Below are 17,527 nucleotides of genomic sequence, written 5' to 3'. Positions count from 1 at the left end.
TACGCCCAGATCGCCGAGCATCCATCCCTCCACCGCGACCGCGTCGATCAGGCCTTCACCACCGTGCCGCACTCCACCGCCCTTCATCGCGATGGCCGCGCCGATACCTTCTCGTTCTTCGCGATCGCGCAGATGGACCTGATCTGTCCCTCTGCTGACCGGAGCCTCAACACCACGCGGAGGGGGACTGCACGGTGGGGGACTGCTCGGAACTCGGCGCCGAAGCGCGCGCATTGGGTGCCCTGGTGCCCTGAGGGCGTAGTGCGAGCCGGCCCTTCTTGTGAGCGCCTTGTCAGTGGCCGGGGAGACACTGGCGCTATGAAGACCAACGCAGGCCGTTCATCAGAGCCCCTCACATGGGTGGAGTCGATGGGCGGTCCTCTGATCGTCGTACCGGTCTCCGTGTTGGGCGGATGGCATGGCTGCACGGAGTCGGGACTGGTCATCGGTGACGGTGACGGCCCGGACGACTACGACCGCGCCTGCGAGGTGGACGGGCTTGCGGGAGTGATCGCCGTCGGTGGAGACGGCGCGTGGGGGCTGGTCCTGGCGGACGAACCCGCCACCACCTGCTACCTGCCGGAACACCGAGTCTTCGTCCGCTGGCTCGGAGCCGACTCGGATGCCGATCTGGTAGCCGCCGCCCGGTCCGTCCTCGCCGACCCCGTGACCGAGTGGGAAGAGTGCGGTGTCTGGGAGACGGACGGGCCTGCCATGCTCATGGACTCTGTCACGGCCGGGAACGAGCTGGACGCCGAGTACCCCGACGGCGGCGGACCGCCGGAGCAGGCGCCCGTCCCGATACCGCCCGGCCGCTGGACGGTCCGCGCCGTCCACACCTCGGCGAACGAGGAAACCTCGGTGGGTCTGGTCCAACTTCTTCCCTGGTCACAGAGCTGATGGCCTGTCCCTGTCACCGGGAAGAGGTGCCGGTCAGGAGGTCTGCTCCCTGCCCGTGCGGGGATGACCCCATCGCCCGTCACCAGGTCCCACCGGCCTAGAACGTCACCCGGACCGTCAGACCGCCCGCCTCTCCCGGGTTGGGAGTCGCCGTCGCCTCGGCGCCGTGGGCGCGGGCGATGGCGTCGACGATCGGCAGGCCCAGTCCGGCGCCCTCCCCGGGCGCGTGGGTGCGTGCGTTGAGGCGGCGGAAGGGCTCGAAGAGCAGCGGGACCGTCTCGGCGGGCACGACCGGCCCGGTGTTGGTCACCTCGATGCCGGTGTCGGCGCCGGTGCCGGTACGGACGTCGACGCGCCCGCCGGGGACGTTGTGGCGTACCGCGTTCGCGATCAGGTTGTGCAGCAGCCGCTCCAGGAGGACCGGGTCGCCCTCGACGGTCAGCGGCAGGGCCCGCACCGTGACACGGACGTCGCGTTCGGCCGCCTCGTCGGCGAGCGCGGCCGCCGCCTGCCGGGCGAGTTCGTCCACCGCGACCGGGCGGCGCTCCTTGAGGCCCTGTTCGGAGGTGGCGAGGAGGAGCAGCCCCTCGATGATCCGCTCGCTGTCGTCGGCGACCTCGATGAGCTTCGCCCGGATGCGCGCCACCCGCTCCGGGGACGGATCGCCGGCGAGGCCGATCTCGGCCGCCGCGCGCTGGACGGCGAGCGGGGTGCGGAGTTCGTGCGCCGCGTTCGCCGCGAACCGCTGCTGGGCGGAGACCAGCCGCTCCATGCGGCCGAGCATGCCGTCGAAGGTGTCGGCGAGCCGCTTCAGCTCGCCGGGCGGCCCGTCCAGCGCGATCCGCTCGTGGAGGTTCTCGCCGGAGAGCCGCCGTGCCGTGTCGGTGATCACGGCGATCGGTCGCAGGACCCGGCCCGCCGTCCACCACGCGACCGCGACCGACGCGACCGCGTAGCAGACGAGGACGAGGACGGAGACGGTGAGGAGCCGGTCCAGGGCGGCGGACCCGGCAGCGTCGCTGACCGTGCGCGTGAGCGCCAGCGCCTCGCCGGGCACGACACTGGTGGCGTTCGGTGCGGGGCTCGCGGGCTGGGCCCGGGTGGGTCCGGCGGTCGCCCAGGGCGACGGCAGGTCCTCCAGCCGCTGGGCCGGGACCGCGGTGGTGACCGCCATGCTGATCGACGAGTACATGCCCTGCTGGACGAGCAGGTACACGACCCCCGAGAGCAGGACTCCGGCGACCACGAGCAGCACGGTGTAGAGGGCCGTCAGCCGGACCCGTTCGCCGTTCGGCGGCAGCGTGCGGCCGCGCCGCGCGCCGGCCTCCACCGTCCGGTGCGCAGCGGAGGATCGCGGCGCGGAGGATCGCGGCGCGGAGGGGCGCGGCGAGGCCCCGCGGCGGAGGCCCCTCACGACGCGATCCGGTAGCCGGAGCCGGGGACCGTCTCCACCACCGGCGGATCGCCGAGCTTGGCCCGCAGCTTGCTGAGGGTGACCCGTACCGCGTTGGTGCGGTAGCTGGTGTGCTCCTCCCAGACCTGCTCGATCAGGTCCTCGCCGCTGACCACGGCGCCCTCGGCGCGCAGCAGCGCCTCCAGGACGCCGAACTCCTTGGGCGACAGGTGCAGGTGCCGTCCGTCCCGGTCGGCCTGGCGGCGGGCGGTGTCCAGGACGATCCCGCGCCGGGCGAGGACGGGCGGGAGCGCGGGCCTCGCGCGCCGGCCCAGGGCCAGGACGCGCGCGAGGAGCTCGTCGTAGGCGAAGGGCTTGGTCAGGTAGTCGTCGGCGCCCATGCCGAGGCCCTCGACCCGGTCCCGTACCGTGCCCGCCGCCGTCAGCATCAGGACCCGGGTCATCAGCCGCTGCTCGACCACCCGGCGGCACACGTCGTCGCCGTGCATCCCGGGCAGGTCCCGGTCCAGGACGAGGACGTCGTACTCTCCCAGCCGCATCTTCCGCAGGGCTTCCAGGCCGTCGGCCGCGATGTCCACGGCTATCGCGTCGCGGCGCAGCCCCTCCGCGATCATCTCCGCGAGGAACGCCTCGTCCTCCACCACCAGTACGCGCATGGCCCCTGTGTATCCGAAGGGGACCTTTCGGCGGTGTAAACGAAACCGTTGAGAGAAGCGAAACATCCCTTCGCGGCAGCCTCTGCGGCATGACGATTCGACGGATCATCCGTACGGCCGCCGCCCCCTGTCTGGCCGCGGCCCTCGCCCTCCTCGCCACCGCGTGCTCCGGTTCCGACACCGGCGCGAAGGACTCCGGGAGCGCGAGCGAGGAGGGGAAGAAGGCCGACCAGGCCTTCGAGCACCGCACGTGCCTGCGCGAGCAGGGCCTCGACGTCCCCGAGCCCAAGCCGGGCGAGGAGGGCGTCGGGCTCACCATCGGCGGCGACGGAATGTCGAAGGAGAAGATGGAGAAGGCGTTCAAGGCCTGCGCGGACAAGGCCGGCGGCAGCGGATTCGGCAAGGAGCCGACGCAGGCCGACAAGGACAGGGCGCTCGCGTACGCGAAGTGCATGCGGGAGAACGGCTTCAACATGCCCGACCCGAAGTTCGACGGGGGCGCGCAGCAGGCCCTGCCGATACCGCAGGGCGCGGAGAAGCAGAAGTTCGAGAAGGCGATGAAGGCCTGCGAAGGCGTGGCCCGATGAGCGGCCCGATGACCGGCCCGGCGGACGACGCGCGGACCGGCGAGCGGCGGCCCCTCGGGCGGCGGCGCCTCGGGTTCGCGCTCCTCGCGATCGTCGCCCTTGCGGGCGGCGGGGTGGCCGTCACCGCGCTGACCGTCCCGCGGGAGTCGCCGTCCGGGCCCGCGGACTCCAAGGGACTGCCGTCCGCGACGGCCCCGATCACCAGGGGAGACCTGGCGGACAGCTCGCAGCAGGACGGAACCCTCGGTCACCTCGGGGAGCGGAAGATCAACGCGGGCGGCCCCGGCGGCACGCTCACCTGGCTGGCCCCCGTCGGCTCGGTCGTGTCCCGGGACGAACGGCTCTACGAGGTCGACGGCGCGGCCGTGCGGCTGATGTACGGCGACGAGCCCATGTACCGGACCCTGAAGACGGGCGACGAGGGCAGGGACGTACGGCAACTGGAGGAGAACCTCGCCGCCCTCGGATACACCGGCTTCGACGTCGACGAGGAGTACACGGCGAAGACGGCCGCGGCGGTCAAGCGCTGGCAGAAGTCCCACGGCGTGAAGCGGACCGGCACCGTCGGACCGGACCTGATCGCCTTCGCGGGCAGCGCGGTACGGGTCAAGGAGGCCGGCTCCGGATCCGGCGCGGACTCCGGCGGCGGGGGACGGATCGCCCCCGGTGACCGGGTCACGGCGGGCTCCCCCGTCCTCACCGTGACGGGCTCCGAGCGGGTCGTCTCCTTCCGGGTCGCCGCCTCCGAGGCCGGTTCGGCGAAGACGGGGACGCGCGTCGGGGTCACGCTTCCGGACGGGACGCGGCTGCCGGGGAAGGTGACGGCGGTCGGCAGGACGGCGACGGCAGGTGACGACCCCCAGGACCGTACCCCCAAGATCGACATCACGGTCTCCTTCGACGACCCGGCCGCCGTCAAGGGCGTCGACCAGTCCCCGGTCACCGTCGAACTCGTCGGCGAGACCCGCAGGGACGTCCTCTCCGTGCCGGTCAACGCCCTGCTCGCCCTGCCCGACGGCGGGTTCGGCGTCCAGGTGGTCGAGAACGGCGCCTCCCGGGACGTCCGGGTCGAGCTCGGCATGTTCGCGCAGGGCCGGGTCGAGATCAGCGGCCCGGGACTGCGCGAGGGCATGAAGGTCGGGGTGCCGTCCTGATGACCGGCACGCCGCACCCCACCGCGGGCCCGAGCCCCCGCCACACCCCGGGCCCGGAGCTCGCACCGGTCCCGGGCCCGGAGCTCGCACCCGTCCCCGGCCCGGAGCTCGCACCCGTCCCCGGCCTGGTCGCGGTCCCCGGCCGCGCCCCCGACCGGCCGCCGGTCGTCGAGCTCAGCGGCGTCGTGAAGGAGTACGCGGGCGGCGTCCGCGCGCTCGACGGCGTCGACCTCACCATCGGCGCGGGCGAACTCGTCGGCATCGTCGGCCCCTCGGGCTCCGGCAAGTCGACCCTGCTCCACATCGTCGGCACCCTCGACCGCCCCACCTCGGGAACGGTCGCGATCGCCGGCCACGACGTCGCGAGGCTCACCGACCGCCGCCTCTCGGCCCTGCGCGCCCGCCACATCGGCTTCGTCTTCCAGGCCTTCCACCTGGCCCCGGGACTCAGTGCCGTCGAGAACGTCGCCGAGGGGCTGCTCTACTCCGGCCTGCCCCGGTCCCGGCGCCGGGCGCTGGCCGCCGGGGCACTGGCCCGGGTCGGCCTCGCCGACCGGATGAGGCACCGGCCGCACGAGCTGTCGGGCGGTCAGAAGCAGCGCGTCGCCATCGCCCGCGCCCTCGTCGGGCAGCCCGACCTGCTCCTCGCCGACGAACCCACCGGCGCGCTGGACACGGCGTCCGGCAAGGCCGTCATGGAGCTGCTGCGCGCCCTGAACGACGAGGGCGCCACGATCGCGGTCATCACCCACGACACCGACATCGCACAGCGGCTCCCGAGGCAGGTCCGGATCCGCGACGGCCGGGTCGTCGCGGACTCGACCCGGGGAAAGGTCGTGCTCTGATGCCCGGCAGACGCAAACGCACAGCGCCCCCGGCGGCCGCGCGGCAGACGGGCGACCGGCGGGCCGCCGTGCTCAGGGCCCGCCGCCTCGGCCCCCGCGACGTGCTGCACGTCGGCTCGGCGGGGCTGCGCAGCCGGCCCGTACGGGTGGTGCTGTCGGCGCTCGGGATCGCCATCGGCATCGCGACCATGATCGCGGTCGTCGGCATCTCGGCCTCCAGCCAGGCGCAGTTGCTCCAGCGGCTCGACGCGCTGGGCACGAACATGCTGGTCGCCAAGCCCGGCGAGGGGATGTTCAGCGGTCAGGAGGTGAAACTGCCCAAGGACGCCGTCGGGATGGTCGGCCGCATCGAGGGCGTGGAGGAGGCCGGCGCGACCGGGGACCTCAGGCACTCGGTGCGCCGCTCGCGGCTGATCCCGGAGGAGGAGACGGGCGGCATCGCGGTGAAGGCGGCGACGGAGGGGCTGCTCGACGTGCTGCGCGGCACCCTGGCCTCCGGCAGCCGGCTGAACGCCGCCACCGGCCGCTACCCCTCCGTCGTCCTCGGGCACGTCGCCGCGGAACGGCTCGGCATCGACCGGCCGGGGCGTCAGGTCTGGATCGACGACCGGTACTTCACCGTCGTCGGCATCCTCGACCCGCTGCCGCTCGCCCCCGAGATCGAGCGCTCCGCCCTCGTCGGCTGGGACGCGGCGCAGCGGCTGCTGGGCTTCGACGGCCATCCCACCTCGGTGTACGAGCGGTCCACGGACGCCTCCGTCGGGCAGGTCCAGCGGCTGCTCGCCCCGACGATCGACCCGCAGAACCCGCAGAACGTCGCCGTGAGCGACCCCTCCGAGGCGCTCAAGGCGAAGGCGGCGACGGAGGGGGCGTTCTCCACCCTGCTCCTGGGCCTGGGAGGGATCGCCCTGCTGGTGGGGGGCGTCGGGGTCGCCAACACCATGATCATCTCGGTCCTGGAGCGGCGGCACGAGATCGGACTGCGCCGCTCGCTCGGCGCGACGCGGGGCCAGATCCGCGTCCAGTTCGTCACGGAGTCCCTGATGCTCTCGGGCCTCGGCGGCATCGCCGGGGTGGCCCTGGGCGCGGCGGCGACGGCCGTGTACGCCTCCGCCGGAGGACTTCCCTGGGTCGTCCCGCCCTGGGCGGCCGGAGCCGGCTTCGCCGCGACGCTCGCGATCGGCACGGTGGCCGGCCTGTACCCGGCGGTCCGCGCCGCCCGCCAGTCGCCGACGCTGGCCCTGGCGTCGGCGTAGCGGACGACCGACGGCCCGCGCCGTCCCGGCGCGCGAACGCCGAGCCGGCGCGGGTCGCGTGCCGGTGCCGGTGCCAGGAGGACGGTAGGCCGGAGCGAGGATGGTCCGCCGGAAGGGACGGTCCGCCGGAAGGGACGGTCCGGCGGACCCTCTCGCCCTCCGGATCCGTATCCGTCAGTCCGCCGGTCGGGACGGCGGTGCGGCCGCCGACGGCTCCCGGAACCAGCGGACCGGCCCCTCGGTGAGCCAGGATCCGTCGCCGAGGGGGTGGATGTCGTAGCAATGGGCGGCCTCGACGGCCAGCGGTTCGCCGTCGACCGTTCCGGTGGACACGTCGACGAGGTGGAACCGGAACCAGTCCTCCCCGTCGTCGGTCTCGCCGGCGAGGGTGACCACGGCCGTGTCCGGCGTCAGATAGCCGCCGCTCCACTCCACGACGGTCTCGTCCGGGTCGTACCCGAAGGCCTCGACCGGGAGGGTGAGGAACACCTCGCCGCCGGGGTGGCGGTGGAAGGCGACGTCCGTCTGCTCGTGGTCGACGGTCATGAACTGCTCGCCGCCGGGGGCGAGAGCGATCAGACAGCGGTCCGGCCAGGGGTACTGGGTGAACTCCACGTCCCCGTCGTCGCCGGCCACGCCGCGGAGGGCGACCGTACCGTCCTGGCCCTCACCGATGTCGAGGTAGACGCTGCCGTCCACGGGGTGCACGTGGTGGAAGCCGCCGTGCCCCGCCGTCCGGACCTCCCGGCGGGCGAGGACCGCTCCGCTGCCGGCGTCGTGCACGACCCACTGGTCCACGTCGGCGCGACCCGCCATCGCGTCGGGCCGGTAGACCCAGACGGTCCGGCCGTCGAGGGAGAGCGCGCAGCCGGGCCGGTGGCCGTGGCCGGCGTCGGAACGGGGGACGAACTCGGACTCCCACAGGGGGTCGCCTGAACGGTCGAGGCAGACGACCCGGTGCAGAGTGGTGTACACGACCCCCTCAAGGTCCGGCCGGACCGCCGACGCCGTCACCTCGTCACCGTCCAGCGGCCGGAACACCGCGGCGGGCTCCAGCCTCCCGGCGACGCCGGATTCGACCCGGTAGGCACGGATCCCGTCGTCGTGGTGACGGGTGATGACCTTCGGGAGCCGCACGGGAATCATCCGCCGAGGCTATCCCGTGCCGGGCGGCTGTTGATCTTTCGGGGAAGGTGGGCGAGGCTGCCGGTCGTGCGCGGGCGACGGTCGCGCGCGAGACACGGGACGGAGGACCGATGGAACGGGTGGAGGCCGAGCTGTTCACGGACGGCGGCAACGACGCCGTGGTGCGGCTGCCGGGCCGCGGGTTTCCCGGGGTCCTGATACAGGGGGACTCCCTCAGCGTCCTGCGGTCGGACGTCGCCGAACTCGTCGAGCTCTGCGCCGCGGGCGACCTGGAGGAGGCCCGGTACGTGGCGGGGCTCCTCCACGCCGACCTCGGAGCCCGACTCCAGCGCTACCGGGACGCCCTCGCAGCGCACGGCATCCCCCACCCCTTCTGATAGGCGCCGCGCCTCCTCCCGAGACGTGCCCGCCGAGGGAAGGCGCTGCGCGGTGCGCGGGACCGGTGGCGCGGACCCCGAGGCGGCGTCACGCGCCCCCGCGTTCCCCGGAGTCCGGCGCTTCCGTCCCCACCGAGGGCGTACCTCCGCCGGCCACCCGCCTCGCCCTAGAGCGGTCCTCGTCAGCGGATGGCAGGGGACGTCCTCCTGGCAACGTGTGGATGCACCCGCCTCGGGAGATGAGCAGGACCCCTGTTATGGTGCGCCGATGTCAACGATCAAGCAGTTCCAAGTGACCTTCGACTGTGCGGAACCCGCACGCCTTGCCGCCTTCTGGTGCGAGCTGCTGGGATACGTCGTTCCGGCGGTCCCTGAGGGCTTCGCCACGTGGGAGGAGTACCACGACTCGCTGCCGGCTGACGACGAGGTCTACTTCGCGTGTACCGATCCCTCGGGTGTGGGCCCGCGCGTGCTCTTCCAGCGAGTTCCCGAAGGCAAGGTCGTCAAGAACCGGGTGCACCTCGACGTGCGGGTCGCCGCCGGGCTCGTGGGTGACGAGCGCCTGGCCGCGCTCGAGGCCGAATGCGCACGGCTGATGGCGCTCGGCGCGAAGCACGTGCTGACGCAGCGCGCCGATGGCGTCAACGAGTCGTGCATCACGATGCAGGACATCGAGGGCAACGAGTTCTGCCTCGACTGAATCTGCTCCGAGCCTGCCACGGGGATCCACGACGGCTCAGCCGCCGGAGGTCGTCCAGTCGCCCAGCCAGTCCGCGACCTCGTGGTCGGCGGCCTGCGTGTCCGTCAGGTGCGGCCGGTCGACGGAGGCGGGGCCGGAGCCCGGGCCCTGGTTGCGGTACTCGGCGAAGCGGTCGTCCCGCCAGGAGAAGCCGCTCATGTCGGTCCAGGGTGCCGGGCGGACGGCCGCGCCGAGGCGGCTGTCGCGGACCACGGTCTGCGGATCGAGGGTGGCGTCGCCGCCCGCGTGCCAGGGCCGGCCGAGGTGGAAGCTGTTCGCGGCCACGTCTCCGTCGATCACCGACCGGGTGATCAGGATGCCCCGGTGGGCGGCGGCCGTCGAGGGGGCGGTGACGTACCCGGCGGAGCTGCCGTCCCACCGCTTGCGCAGCGTGAGGACCGAGCCGTCGACGACCAGCGTTCCCCGGCCGAAGACGAAGTCGACGTTCCCGGCGACGTACGAGTTGGTCAGCCGGATCCGGCCGACGACGTCCCTGGAGGCCGAGTCCGTCTGGAGGGTGTCCTGGTCGCCCTCGATGATCAGCCCGTGGAGATCGACCCGGTCGGCCGCGGTGCGCAGGGCTACCGCCTGGTGGCCGGACTGGGCCTGGTGGGCCGCCTCGTCGAAGGAGTTGACGACGCTCAGGTTCCGCAGCCGTGTGTCGTCCGCCTCGACCGCGAGGGTGGCGCTGCCGCTGGTGCCGTACGTCCCCGATCCGTCCGGTTTCATGGTCCCGGCGGAGTTGTCGTACTCGATCCGGGTGTCGCGGCGGCTCGGGCCGGTGCCCTGGAGGGTGACGAACCGCTTGGTGCGGGGCACCTTCACGGTCTCCCGGTACAGACCGGGTGCGACGGCGACGGTGACGGGCAGCGCGTTCCCGGCCGGGACGGCGTCGACCGCCGCCTGCACGGAGGTGTGGTCGCCCGAGCCGTCCCGCGCGACGGTGACCACGGTCGGGGCGAGGACGCCGATCGCGGCGCGCGGTCCGGCGCCGGCGGTGACGAGCGCGGGCACGTCGGCGGCCCGGTCCGGGGTGTAGGGGTAGTGGGCGGTGGGGTCGAAGGCCCCGGCGCCGGAGGTGTCGGGCCCGGACTCGTTGCGCCCGCTGGTGCCGTCGAAGATGTTGCCGCGCTGGACGAGGGCGGCGGTGGCGTCCTTGGTGACCGGGTTCCTGATCCCCTTGAAGTAGCTGTTCTCCAGGACCATCCGGGTCGCGCCCCGGGCGTAGTTGCCGTACGCGACGGAGACCGCGCCCGTCGGGTCGTCCTGGAGGTAGTTGTTGTAGAGGTGCGCGTAGGCCGCGTTGTCGGCGGAGGGGTTGCGCTGCTGCGTCTCGTACAGCCAGTTGTGGTGAAGGGTGAGCGCCGCCGTGGTGTTCGGGGTCCAGCCGATGCCGAGGGTCTTGTTGTTGTCGCTCAGCCGGTTCCAGGAGATCGTCACGTAGGTGGTGTCCTTGCGGCTGTCGATGAGGCCGTCGGCCTGGTTCCGCAGGGTGTTGTGGTCGATCCAGACGTGGTGGGCGCCGTCCATCTGGATGGCGTCGAAGTCGTGCTCGTCGTCGTTCCAGACGCCCTCCGACGAGTCCCGGATCGTCAGGTTGCGGATGATGACGTTGTGGACCCCGGCGCCGAGGAAGAAGCCGCCACCGACGAGGTGCCCCGTGGTGCCGGCGCCCACGATGGTCTTGTCCGACGCCACCTTGATCTCCCGGCCCTTGGGGACCATCGTGATCGCGCCCTGGACGACGATCGTGTACGGCTCCGCCGCCGTCGCGTACCTCTCCAGGTCCGCGAGCGTGGTGGCGAGCACGGTCCGCCCGTCCCGGCCGCCGTAGGTGCCGTTCTGGCCGAGGGCGTCGACCGAGGCGAAGCCGTCGGCCGTGTCGTCGCTCCAGTCGGCGGCGAGCGCGGCGAGCGCGGCGGCGCGGCCGGCGGCCTGCTCTGCCGGGGCGCCGATCTTCTTCTGCGGGCCGGAGAAACGGCCCACCAGCGCGGGTACGGCGGCCGCCGGGTCGAGCCGGTAGTCGTAGAAGGAGCGCGGGTCGAAGGCCTCGCCGCGGGTCTCGTGCCGGCCGCTCGTGTTGCGCAGGACCGAGCCCCGCTGGACGAGTTCGGCGGTGGCGTCGGCCTGGAAGGGGTGCTGGACGTCCTCGTAGTAGCTGTTCTCGATGACCATCTTCGTGCGGCCCCGCGACCAGTTGCCGTAGGTCCACACCGGGTCGGCCGGGTCGTTCTGGGCGGTCAGGTGGTTGTTGTACAGGTGCGCGTAGGCGACGTTGTCGGCCGAGGGGTTGCGCTGCTTGGTGTGGGCGAAGAGGTTGTGGTCGATGGTGATCTGGGTGCGGACGTTCGGGGTCCAGCCGATCCCGAAGGTCTTGTTGTTGTCCTCGAAGCGGTTGTAGGAGACGGTGACGTACTCGCTGTCCTTGCGGATGTCGAGCTGTCCGTCGCAGATCCGCGAGAAGCGGTTGTGGTCGATCCAGACGTGGTGGACGGAGTCCATCTGGATGCCGTCGTAGTCGGTGTTCTTGCAGTCCCAGTCACCCTCGACGGCGGTGTCCCGGATCGTCAGGTTGCGGATGATGACGTTGTGGGTGCCGGGGTTCAGGTGCAGCCCGCCGTGGACCAGTGCGGCGGTGTCCCCGAGTCCGATGACGGTCTTGTCGGAGGCGACGGTGATCTCGGTGCCGAACGGCTGGAGGGTCAGGGCGCCGGACACCTGGATGACGTACGGCTCCGGGGCCGCCGCGTAGCGGGCGAGGGAGACGGCGTCCGTCACCGTGACGACCTCGCCGCCCGCGCCGCCGGTGGTGCCTCCGGCGAGCGAGGCGAAGCCGTGCGCGGTGTCGGACCAGCGCTCGGCGGCGGATTCGGCGCCGACAACCGGAGCTGCGGCCTGGGCGGGAAGGGCGGGGGCGAGGGCGGTCAGCAGCGCGCCGGCGAGCAGTGCGCGGATACCGGCTCTGCGGGCCCGCCGGGGAGAGGAGGGGAACACGGCTCAGCTCCTGTGGATATGGGGGAGGGGGGTCAGCGGGCCGCGCGGCCGGCGCCGGCCTGGCGGGCCACCGCACGGTCGGCCTCGGCGGCGTCCTCGATCGGGCCGTGCAGCTCGGGAAGGCGGTCGACCTGGTCCGTCAGGTCGCGCTCGCTGCCCGAGTTGTAGGCGTTGTAGATCGTCAGCAGGTCCACCGGATAGCCGTTGAAGACGTTCCCGCGTGCCAGCAGGGCGCTGCCGTTCCAGCTCTTCACGAGGTCGGCGGCCTCGACGTGCGCGGGAGTGGTGAAGGCGTTGTTCTCGACGACGAGCGCGGACTCCGTGGAGACACCGATCGAGTACCGGTAGTCGTGCGCGTCCTCGGGGACCACGTACCGGTTGTTGTAGACGTGGACCTGGCCGAAGCGCACCCGGGGCGCGCGCTGTACGACGTCGGCGAACTCGTTGTGGTGCAGGGTGACCCGCAGCTTCCCCCGGTCGGTCACGACTCCGTCGCCGTTGCCGATGAGCATCGCCTTGTCGTGGCCTTCGAAGCGGCTCCAGCTCACGGTCACCAGGTCGGAGCCGTTGGTGATGTCCAGGAGCCCGTCGTGCCGGAGGAAGTTCCTTCCGAAGTAGACGGGTTCGGCGCTGTCGGGGCGGCGGCCGTCGTCGAAGGTGACGTGGTCGACCCAGACGTTCCGGGCGCCGCGCAGCCACAGCGTGTCGTAGGCGGACTTCCAGTCGCCGAGACCGCCGGAGTTGGGCTGCCAGACGGGGAAGCAGTCGTAGGCGTCGGAGAGCTCCAGGTCCCGGACGATGACGTTCCGGGCGTCCTCGATCCGGAGGGCCGCGCCGCGCAGGCCGGAGTGGGGGCCTGTGCCGATCAGGGTGGTGTTCGAACCGACGGTGAGGGTGACCCGCTCGGCCTGGCGGGCGGCGGAGGCCCGGCGGGCCTCCTCCTGGGGTCCGGACGGCTTCGCCGCGCCCCAGACGCGCGGGTCGTAGGCGTCGAGGTAGTCGGCGACGGAGTAGCCGTCGGCGGCGTAGTCCGCGCAGGACAGGGGCCGTCCGGCGTCGTCGGTGTTCGCGTCGATGACCCCGGCGATCCGGATGATCTTCGGTACGTCACTGCCGCCGTCGAGCGCACGGACCAGCCCGGCGCGGGTGCGGACGGTGTACACGTGCGCGGCGTCGGCGGCGGACCCGCCGGTGGTGCCGCCTTCGGCGGCGGCCCAGCCGTCGTCCGCCGCGAGGACCTCGCGGCTCAGGTCCGGATACCGCCCGGACTCCGGCTGTGCCGAGGCCGGTACGGCCGTGAGGGCGGCGGCGAGTGCACCGGCGAGGGCGATCCGGGCGCCCGCCCGGCGCGGTCTCAGGGCACTTCTCATGGGCTCTCCTTCTCCCCGCCCCAGACAGGGAACGGCGGACAGTAAGCGCTTTCTCCATGGAACTGCGACGACCGTAGGGACCGGCTGCCCATTAGTCAACATCGATAACAAATGCGCTCGGTCGTTTCCTAGGAGGCCCCCGGCTCCGGCCCCGGCTCCGGCCCCCGGTCCCGGCCCCCGGTCCCGGCCCCCGGTCCCGGCCCCCGGTCACGGCTGTCCCGCGCCGACGCCGCCTACGTCGCAGGCCGCTTCGATGACTCCGCCGCAACGCGAGGCGGCCCGGAAGCCCGCGCGCCGTGCTGGCGGGTGTGGGCGTTCGCTTGATTCCGTCCCCAGGGGTAGGTTCACGCACTTCCCCGGGTGCCCGTGTCTGGCTGGGTGCGGGTGACTTGTCTCGTCAGAGGTCGACGCGGTGCTCGGCAGCCGATGGGTCGTCGACGGAGCCGTAGCGCAAGACGACGTGCGCCGGCCGGTACGGCAGGTCCTTCAGGATGGGTGCCATGACCGCGAAGAGCGCGTCGGCGTCCGGTCCGTAGGCGTAGAGGACCGCTTCGCCGCCTCCGTACTCGTTCCCGTCGAACTCGCCGACTCCGGCTTGCTCGATCGCCTCGGTCAGCAGGGACTGGGACCGGCGGACGGCCTCCCGTTGGCCTGGCTCGCCGAGGCCGTCATCGGCCAGTCGATAGTGAGCGATGACGGCATGCTCGACGTAGTCTTCCGCTTCGTCTGGGTCGGCCATGCGGGGAATGCTCTCACCCCGGGCAGACATCCTCGTCGGCTGACCCTCCGGGAGGCGGTCCCAGGTGCTCGCGGGCTTGTCGGTCGGGTGTCTGGGCCGCTGGTTCGGGCGGTAGCCGGGTCCGTTCATGCCGGCTTGGCGACTCGTTCTGATCCGCCGATCGCTTCGTCGCGCGCCGTGCGGTCCCGCCGTGTGCGAAGCACCCCGGCCGATCGCGGGCTGCCGCGAGGCTACAGAACTGCCGGTGCGGTGGTGAAGAAGGCCGCCATCTGCTCCAGGCCCTGCGGGCCGAACATCGTGTCCAGGCTCTGGGCGGAGTCGGTGGCGGAGGCTTCGCTGCGGGGGAAGAGGGCTTCCTCGTAGGCGGTCAGGGCGGCCTCGGTGTCGCCGGGGTGGGCGGCGATGGCGGCGGCGAGTTCGGCGCCGTCGTACATGGCGAGGTTGGCGCCTTCGCCGGCGAAGGGGGACATCACGTGGGCGGCGTCGCCGAGCAGGGTCACGCCCGGTGTGCGGTCCCAGCGGTGGCCGACGGGCAGGGCGTGGATGCGGCGCGGGGTCATGGTGTCCGCGTCTGCGATCAGGCCGCGCAGGGTGTCGTCCCAGCCCTCGAAGCGGGCGAGCACGGCCTGCTTGGCCGCGGGGAGGTCGGTGAAGTCGACGGTGTCCAGCCAGCCCTCGTCCGCCTTGAGGGCGGTGTAGACGTGGAGGCTGCCGTCGGTCTCCTTGTGGGCGAGGAGGCCGCGCTCGTCGCCGAGGCAGAGGAAGAACCCCCCGCCGACGACGGCCGCACTGCGCGGATGACGGGTCTCGGCCTCCAGCAGGTCGGTCTCCACGAAGGAGATGCCGGTGTAGGCGGGCACGGCGTCGGAGAGCAGGGGCCGCACGCGTGACCAGGCGCCGTCGGCGCCGATCAGCAGGTCCGTGGTGATCGTGGAGCCGTCGGCGAAGGCCACCTCGTGGCGTCCGCCGTCCAGGGCGCGGACGCCGGTGACCTTCCTGCCCCAGTGGACCGTGCCGTCCGGGAGGGAGTCGAGGAGCAGGTCGCGCAGGTCGCCGCGGTCGACCTCGGGCCGGCCGCCGGTGCCGTCGTCCTCCTCCGCGACGTGGACGGTGCCGTCCGGGCCGAGCAGGCGCAGGGCCTGACCACCCTCGTGGATGATCTTGAGGAAGCCGTCGTGGAGGTCGGCCGCGCGCAGGGCCTTCTGGCCGTTCTCCTCGTGGATGTCGAGCATGCCGCCCTGGGTGCGGGCCTCCCTCGACGCCTCCCGTTCGAAGACGGCCGCCTCGATGCCGTTGGCGTGCAGGACGCGGGCGGCGGTGAGGCCGCCGAGGCCTCCGCCGATGATCGCGATGGGGTGGTGCGTGGTCATGGGGTCCTCCTGACGGGTGGGGGGATGACGCTGCGGCCGTCCTCGGGGGCCACATCTCCACCGTAACGAACGTGTTCGTAGCGAACAAGTTCGTCGAGGGGTGTGCTGTGTCTCGCGCCGTGCAGTCGCCGGGCCGGACGCGGCGTAGGCCGTCCGGGTCGGGAGTCCGCAGCCCCGGCGCTGCGCGGGAGGTCAGCCGGTGGTGTCCGGGACGGGGGTGTGGAGAATGCCGTTGATCACGAGGTCGAAGCCCCAGGACAGCCGGGCGTCCTCGGTGCCGGACAGCAGCGCCGGCAGATGCGCCTTGATCATCGGGTGTTCGGCCTCGTCCGCGCCGTGTGCGGCGCGGGTGAGGGCGTCCCAGTCGTCCTGGCTCATCGGGTCGCGTTCCTGGGTGCCGTGTTCGGCGGCCGTGGCGGTCGCGTACTGCAGGAGGTTGTCCACGCCCCACGCGACCTGCTCGCGCGGGGCGCCGCTGCGGGAGAGCAGCAGCAGGAGGCGTTCGAGCAGGGCGAGGTAGTTCGCGCCGCCGGGGCGGGCGACCAGGGCGGACCTGGCCAGCTGCGGGTGCTCGAAGAGCAGCCGGGTGTAGGAGGTGAGGACCGCGACGAGCTCGTCGCGCCAGCCGGCACCGGCCCGGTCGGCAGGCAGGTCCACCTCGCCCAGGAGCGCGTCCAGGACGGCGGCGTGCAGCTCGGCGGTGTTGGCCACGTAGACGTAGAGCGAGGCGGGTCCGGTGTCCAGTTCCTGGGCCAGGCGCCGCATGGTGACCTTCTCCAGCCCCTCGGACCGCATCACCCGCACCGCCGCCTCGACGATCCCCCGCCGGGTGAGGGCGGGCTTCGACGGTCGTTCGCGCCGGCTGATCGGTTCTCGCTTCGCAGTCATACCCCGATCGTAACGATCGTGTTCGTCACGATCGGGGTGCGTGCCGTCACCGCTCGTCCCGCACGTCCGCCGAGCCGGCGCCGACGGCAGGCTCCTTCGCCACGGGAGCACCGGGCCGGTACGCGCGCCACGCCACCGGCCAGGCCAGGGCGAGCGCCGCCAGAGCCACGTGGGATTCCCGTTCGACACCGGACTCCATTGACGGGTTTACGCTCTGCCGATGATCGAGATCCTCGACAACCTGGACGTGCTGTACCAGCCCCAGCTCGACCTCGCGACAGTCGAGATGGGCCGCGTGGCCCTGGGGGCACCAGCAGCCGGCGTTCCACGCCGGACCATCACCGAGGCCCAGTCCTCCATAGTCGCCCGATACCGCGGTGGGACCAACGTCGACAGCGAGTACTACGACGCCGACGGAGGGAGGCTGACCCTCGACGAGGTCATCGACCACACTGTCCGGTCAGATGGATTCTTGTACTGCGCCGACAAGCTCACCTACAAGGTTCGAGCCGGTACCGTCGTCGGCTTCGCGATCTACGGATCGCATCTTTCCCACTTCGCTCACCTGACGTCCTACGAGGAACTCCTGGACGCCTTCGGCAGACCCGACCGGGCGAGCGAGGACGAGGCATACGGCGACCTCATGGGCTACGACAACTACTACTGGGGCGCGCGAAAGCATGTGCGGTGGGACGCCTGGGACGGGCGGGTGAGCCTGATCAACCTGGGCGCCTTCGAGGGGAACAGCGGCCCCTGACGGCCTGCGCCGGATCCAGGCTCCGCGGTACCGAGGCCGACGGCAAGCCGAGATCGTCTTCCGCGCCGGGCCCGTCCTTCCGGCTCCGGGCCCAGTGGAAGGAGTCGGGGACGGTGTGGTCCTGCTCGGCGTGGGCACGGCCGTAGTGGTGCCATACGTCTGTGGTCGTCGCCCGGGCCATCTCGGCGGCACCGTACGGAGGCTGCCGCCGGTTCAGGTGAAGGACACCTGGGCGTGCCCGGAGGCCCGGACCGTGCGCCCGGGCCTCCGGGGCGTCACCTGGGTGACCCGCTCTGGAACAGCGCCAAGGGCAGAGAGCCAGTCGCCCGGCGACA

17 protein-coding genes are annotated in these 17,527 nt (G+C 72.4%); 8 read left to right on the top strand and 9 right to left on the bottom strand.

Annotation, left to right across the window (positions count from 1 at the left end; all coding sequences use genetic code 11):
- The first annotated feature begins 318 nt into the window (after positions 1-318).
- A complete protein-coding gene (locus ABZ621_RS31635) occupies positions 319-900 on the top strand; it encodes an Imm21 family immunity protein (RefSeq protein WP_360609879.1) in 582 nt (193 codons plus the stop codon).
- 97 nt (positions 901-997) lie between these two features.
- Here ABZ621_RS31635 and ABZ621_RS31630 read toward each other — a convergent pair whose 3' ends face one another.
- Both ABZ621_RS31630 and ABZ621_RS31625 read right to left on the bottom strand, forming a co-directional pair.
- Positions 998-2,230: an ATP-binding protein gene (locus ABZ621_RS31630; RefSeq protein WP_360609878.1), complete on the bottom strand. Its 1,233-nt coding sequence runs from the start codon at positions 2,228-2,230 to the stop codon at positions 998-1,000.
- 80 nt (positions 2,231-2,310) lie between these two features.
- Positions 2,311-2,970: a response regulator transcription factor gene (locus ABZ621_RS31625; RefSeq protein WP_360609877.1), complete on the bottom strand. Its 660-nt coding sequence runs from the start codon at positions 2,968-2,970 to the stop codon at positions 2,311-2,313.
- Positions 2,971-3,059: 89 nt separating this feature from the next.
- On the opposite strand from ABZ621_RS31625, the gene ABZ621_RS31620 reads away from it, so the two are divergent.
- Genes ABZ621_RS31620 through ABZ621_RS31605 form a run of 4 tightly spaced genes read left to right on the top strand, consistent with a single transcriptional unit; the run spans position 3,060 to position 6,812 of the window.
- Positions 3,060-3,557, top strand: a complete 498-nt coding sequence (locus ABZ621_RS31620) for a hypothetical protein (protein ID WP_360609876.1) — start codon at positions 3,060-3,062, stop codon at positions 3,555-3,557.
- The gene (locus ABZ621_RS31615) at positions 3,554-4,711 is read left to right on the top strand and encodes a peptidoglycan-binding protein (RefSeq protein WP_360609875.1); all 1,158 of its coding nucleotides are present in this window, start codon (positions 3,554-3,556) and stop codon (positions 4,709-4,711) included. The genes ABZ621_RS31620 and ABZ621_RS31615 overlap by 4 nt, the downstream gene beginning before the upstream one ends.
- Positions 4,711-5,556 carry an ATP-binding cassette domain-containing protein gene (locus ABZ621_RS31610; protein WP_360609874.1) on the top strand — a complete coding sequence of 282 codons (846 nt, stop codon included), beginning with the start codon at positions 4,711-4,713 and terminating at the stop codon, positions 5,554-5,556. The genes ABZ621_RS31615 and ABZ621_RS31610 overlap by 1 nt, the downstream gene beginning before the upstream one ends.
- The gene (locus tag ABZ621_RS31605; RefSeq protein ID WP_360609873.1) at positions 5,556-6,812 is read left to right on the top strand and encodes an ABC transporter permease; all 1,257 of its coding nucleotides are present in this window, start codon (positions 5,556-5,558) and stop codon (positions 6,810-6,812) included. The genes ABZ621_RS31610 and ABZ621_RS31605 overlap by 1 nt, the downstream gene beginning before the upstream one ends.
- A gap of 174 nt (positions 6,813-6,986) precedes the next feature.
- Here the strand turns inward: ABZ621_RS31605 and ABZ621_RS31600 are convergent, their stop codons facing one another.
- The gene (locus ABZ621_RS31600) at positions 6,987-7,958 is read right to left on the bottom strand and encodes a hypothetical protein (RefSeq protein WP_360609872.1); all 972 of its coding nucleotides are present in this window, start codon (positions 7,956-7,958) and stop codon (positions 6,987-6,989) included.
- A 110-nt stretch (positions 7,959-8,068) separates the two neighbouring features.
- Here ABZ621_RS31600 and ABZ621_RS31595 point away from each other — a divergent pair, with 110 nt between their 5' ends.
- Positions 8,069-8,335: a hypothetical protein gene (locus ABZ621_RS31595; RefSeq protein WP_360609871.1), complete on the top strand. Its 267-nt coding sequence runs from the start codon at positions 8,069-8,071 to the stop codon at positions 8,333-8,335.
- Positions 8,336-8,603: 268 nt separating this feature from the next.
- Positions 8,604-9,035, top strand: coding sequence for a VOC family protein (locus tag ABZ621_RS31590; protein WP_360609870.1), 432 nt, complete (start codon positions 8,604-8,606; stop codon positions 9,033-9,035).
- A gap of 36 nt (positions 9,036-9,071) precedes the next feature.
- Here ABZ621_RS31590 and ABZ621_RS31585 read toward each other — a convergent pair whose 3' ends face one another.
- From ABZ621_RS31585 to ABZ621_RS31560, 6 genes are all read right to left on the bottom strand, one after another.
- A complete protein-coding gene (locus tag ABZ621_RS31585) occupies positions 9,072-12,068 on the bottom strand; it encodes a pectinesterase family protein (RefSeq protein WP_360609869.1) in 2,997 nt (998 codons plus the stop codon).
- A 32-nt stretch (positions 12,069-12,100) separates the two neighbouring features.
- Positions 12,101-13,438, bottom strand: coding sequence for a polysaccharide lyase family 1 protein (locus ABZ621_RS31580; protein WP_360609868.1), 1,338 nt, complete (start codon positions 13,436-13,438; stop codon positions 12,101-12,103).
- A 397-nt stretch (positions 13,439-13,835) separates the two neighbouring features.
- Positions 13,836-14,177, bottom strand: a complete 342-nt coding sequence (locus ABZ621_RS31575) for a hypothetical protein (protein WP_360609867.1) — start codon at positions 14,175-14,177, stop codon at positions 13,836-13,838.
- Positions 14,178-14,407: 230 nt separating this feature from the next.
- The gene (locus ABZ621_RS31570) at positions 14,408-15,547 is read right to left on the bottom strand and encodes an FAD-dependent monooxygenase (RefSeq protein WP_360609866.1); all 1,140 of its coding nucleotides are present in this window, start codon (positions 15,545-15,547) and stop codon (positions 14,408-14,410) included.
- Positions 15,548-15,739: 192 nt separating this feature from the next.
- A complete protein-coding gene (locus tag ABZ621_RS31565) occupies positions 15,740-16,435 on the bottom strand; it encodes a TetR/AcrR family transcriptional regulator (RefSeq protein WP_360609865.1) in 696 nt (231 codons plus the stop codon).
- Positions 16,436-16,481: 46 nt separating this feature from the next.
- Positions 16,482-16,604, bottom strand: a complete 123-nt coding sequence (locus ABZ621_RS31560) for a hypothetical protein (RefSeq protein ID WP_360609864.1) — start codon at positions 16,602-16,604, stop codon at positions 16,482-16,484.
- Between the two features lie 51 nt (positions 16,605-16,655).
- On the opposite strand from ABZ621_RS31560, the gene ABZ621_RS31555 reads away from it, so the two are divergent.
- The gene (locus ABZ621_RS31555; RefSeq protein WP_360609863.1) at positions 16,656-17,192 is read left to right on the top strand and encodes a hypothetical protein; all 537 of its coding nucleotides are present in this window, start codon (positions 16,656-16,658) and stop codon (positions 17,190-17,192) included.
- Positions 17,193-17,527 lie beyond the last annotated feature (335 nt).

Source organism: Streptomyces sp. NPDC007863, assembly GCF_040633895.1.
In the GTDB taxonomy this organism is placed as follows: Bacteria; Actinomycetota; Actinomycetes; order Streptomycetales; family Streptomycetaceae; genus Streptomyces.
This window is presented reverse-complemented; position numbering and strand designations above follow the sequence as displayed.

Bases quoted from the DNA above. Each gene is read 5' to 3' on its own strand.
- ABZ621_RS31635 (WP_360609879.1), top strand. From the start codon at position 319: ATGAAGACCAACGCAGGCCGTTCATCAGAGCCCCTCACATGGGTGGAG.
- ABZ621_RS31625 (WP_360609877.1), bottom strand. From the start codon at position 2,970: ATGCGCGTACTGGTGGTGGAGGACGAGGCGTTCCTCGCGGAGATGATC.
- ABZ621_RS31620 (WP_360609876.1), top strand. From the start codon at position 3,060: ATGACGATTCGACGGATCATCCGTACGGCCGCCGCCCCCTGTCTGGCC.
- ABZ621_RS31615 (WP_360609875.1), top strand. From the start codon at position 3,554: ATGAGCGGCCCGATGACCGGCCCGGCGGACGACGCGCGGACCGGCGAG.
- ABZ621_RS31610 (WP_360609874.1), top strand. From the start codon at position 4,711: ATGACCGGCACGCCGCACCCCACCGCGGGCCCGAGCCCCCGCCACACC.
- ABZ621_RS31605 (WP_360609873.1), top strand. From the start codon at position 5,556: ATGCCCGGCAGACGCAAACGCACAGCGCCCCCGGCGGCCGCGCGGCAG.
- ABZ621_RS31600 (WP_360609872.1), bottom strand. From the start codon at position 7,958: ATGATTCCCGTGCGGCTCCCGAAGGTCATCACCCGTCACCACGACGAC.
- ABZ621_RS31595 (WP_360609871.1), top strand. From the start codon at position 8,069: ATGGAACGGGTGGAGGCCGAGCTGTTCACGGACGGCGGCAACGACGCC.
- ABZ621_RS31590 (WP_360609870.1), top strand. From the start codon at position 8,604: ATGTCAACGATCAAGCAGTTCCAAGTGACCTTCGACTGTGCGGAACCC.
- ABZ621_RS31580 (WP_360609868.1), bottom strand. From the start codon at position 13,438: ATGAGAAGTGCCCTGAGACCGCGCCGGGCGGGCGCCCGGATCGCCCTC.
- ABZ621_RS31575 (WP_360609867.1), bottom strand. From the start codon at position 14,177: ATGGCCGACCCAGACGAAGCGGAAGACTACGTCGAGCATGCCGTCATC.
- ABZ621_RS31570 (WP_360609866.1), bottom strand. From the start codon at position 15,547: ATGACCACGCACCACCCCATCGCGATCATCGGCGGAGGCCTCGGCGGC.
- ABZ621_RS31565 (WP_360609865.1), bottom strand. From the start codon at position 16,435: ATGACTGCGAAGCGAGAACCGATCAGCCGGCGCGAACGACCGTCGAAG.
- ABZ621_RS31555 (WP_360609863.1), top strand. From the start codon at position 16,656: ATGATCGAGATCCTCGACAACCTGGACGTGCTGTACCAGCCCCAGCTC.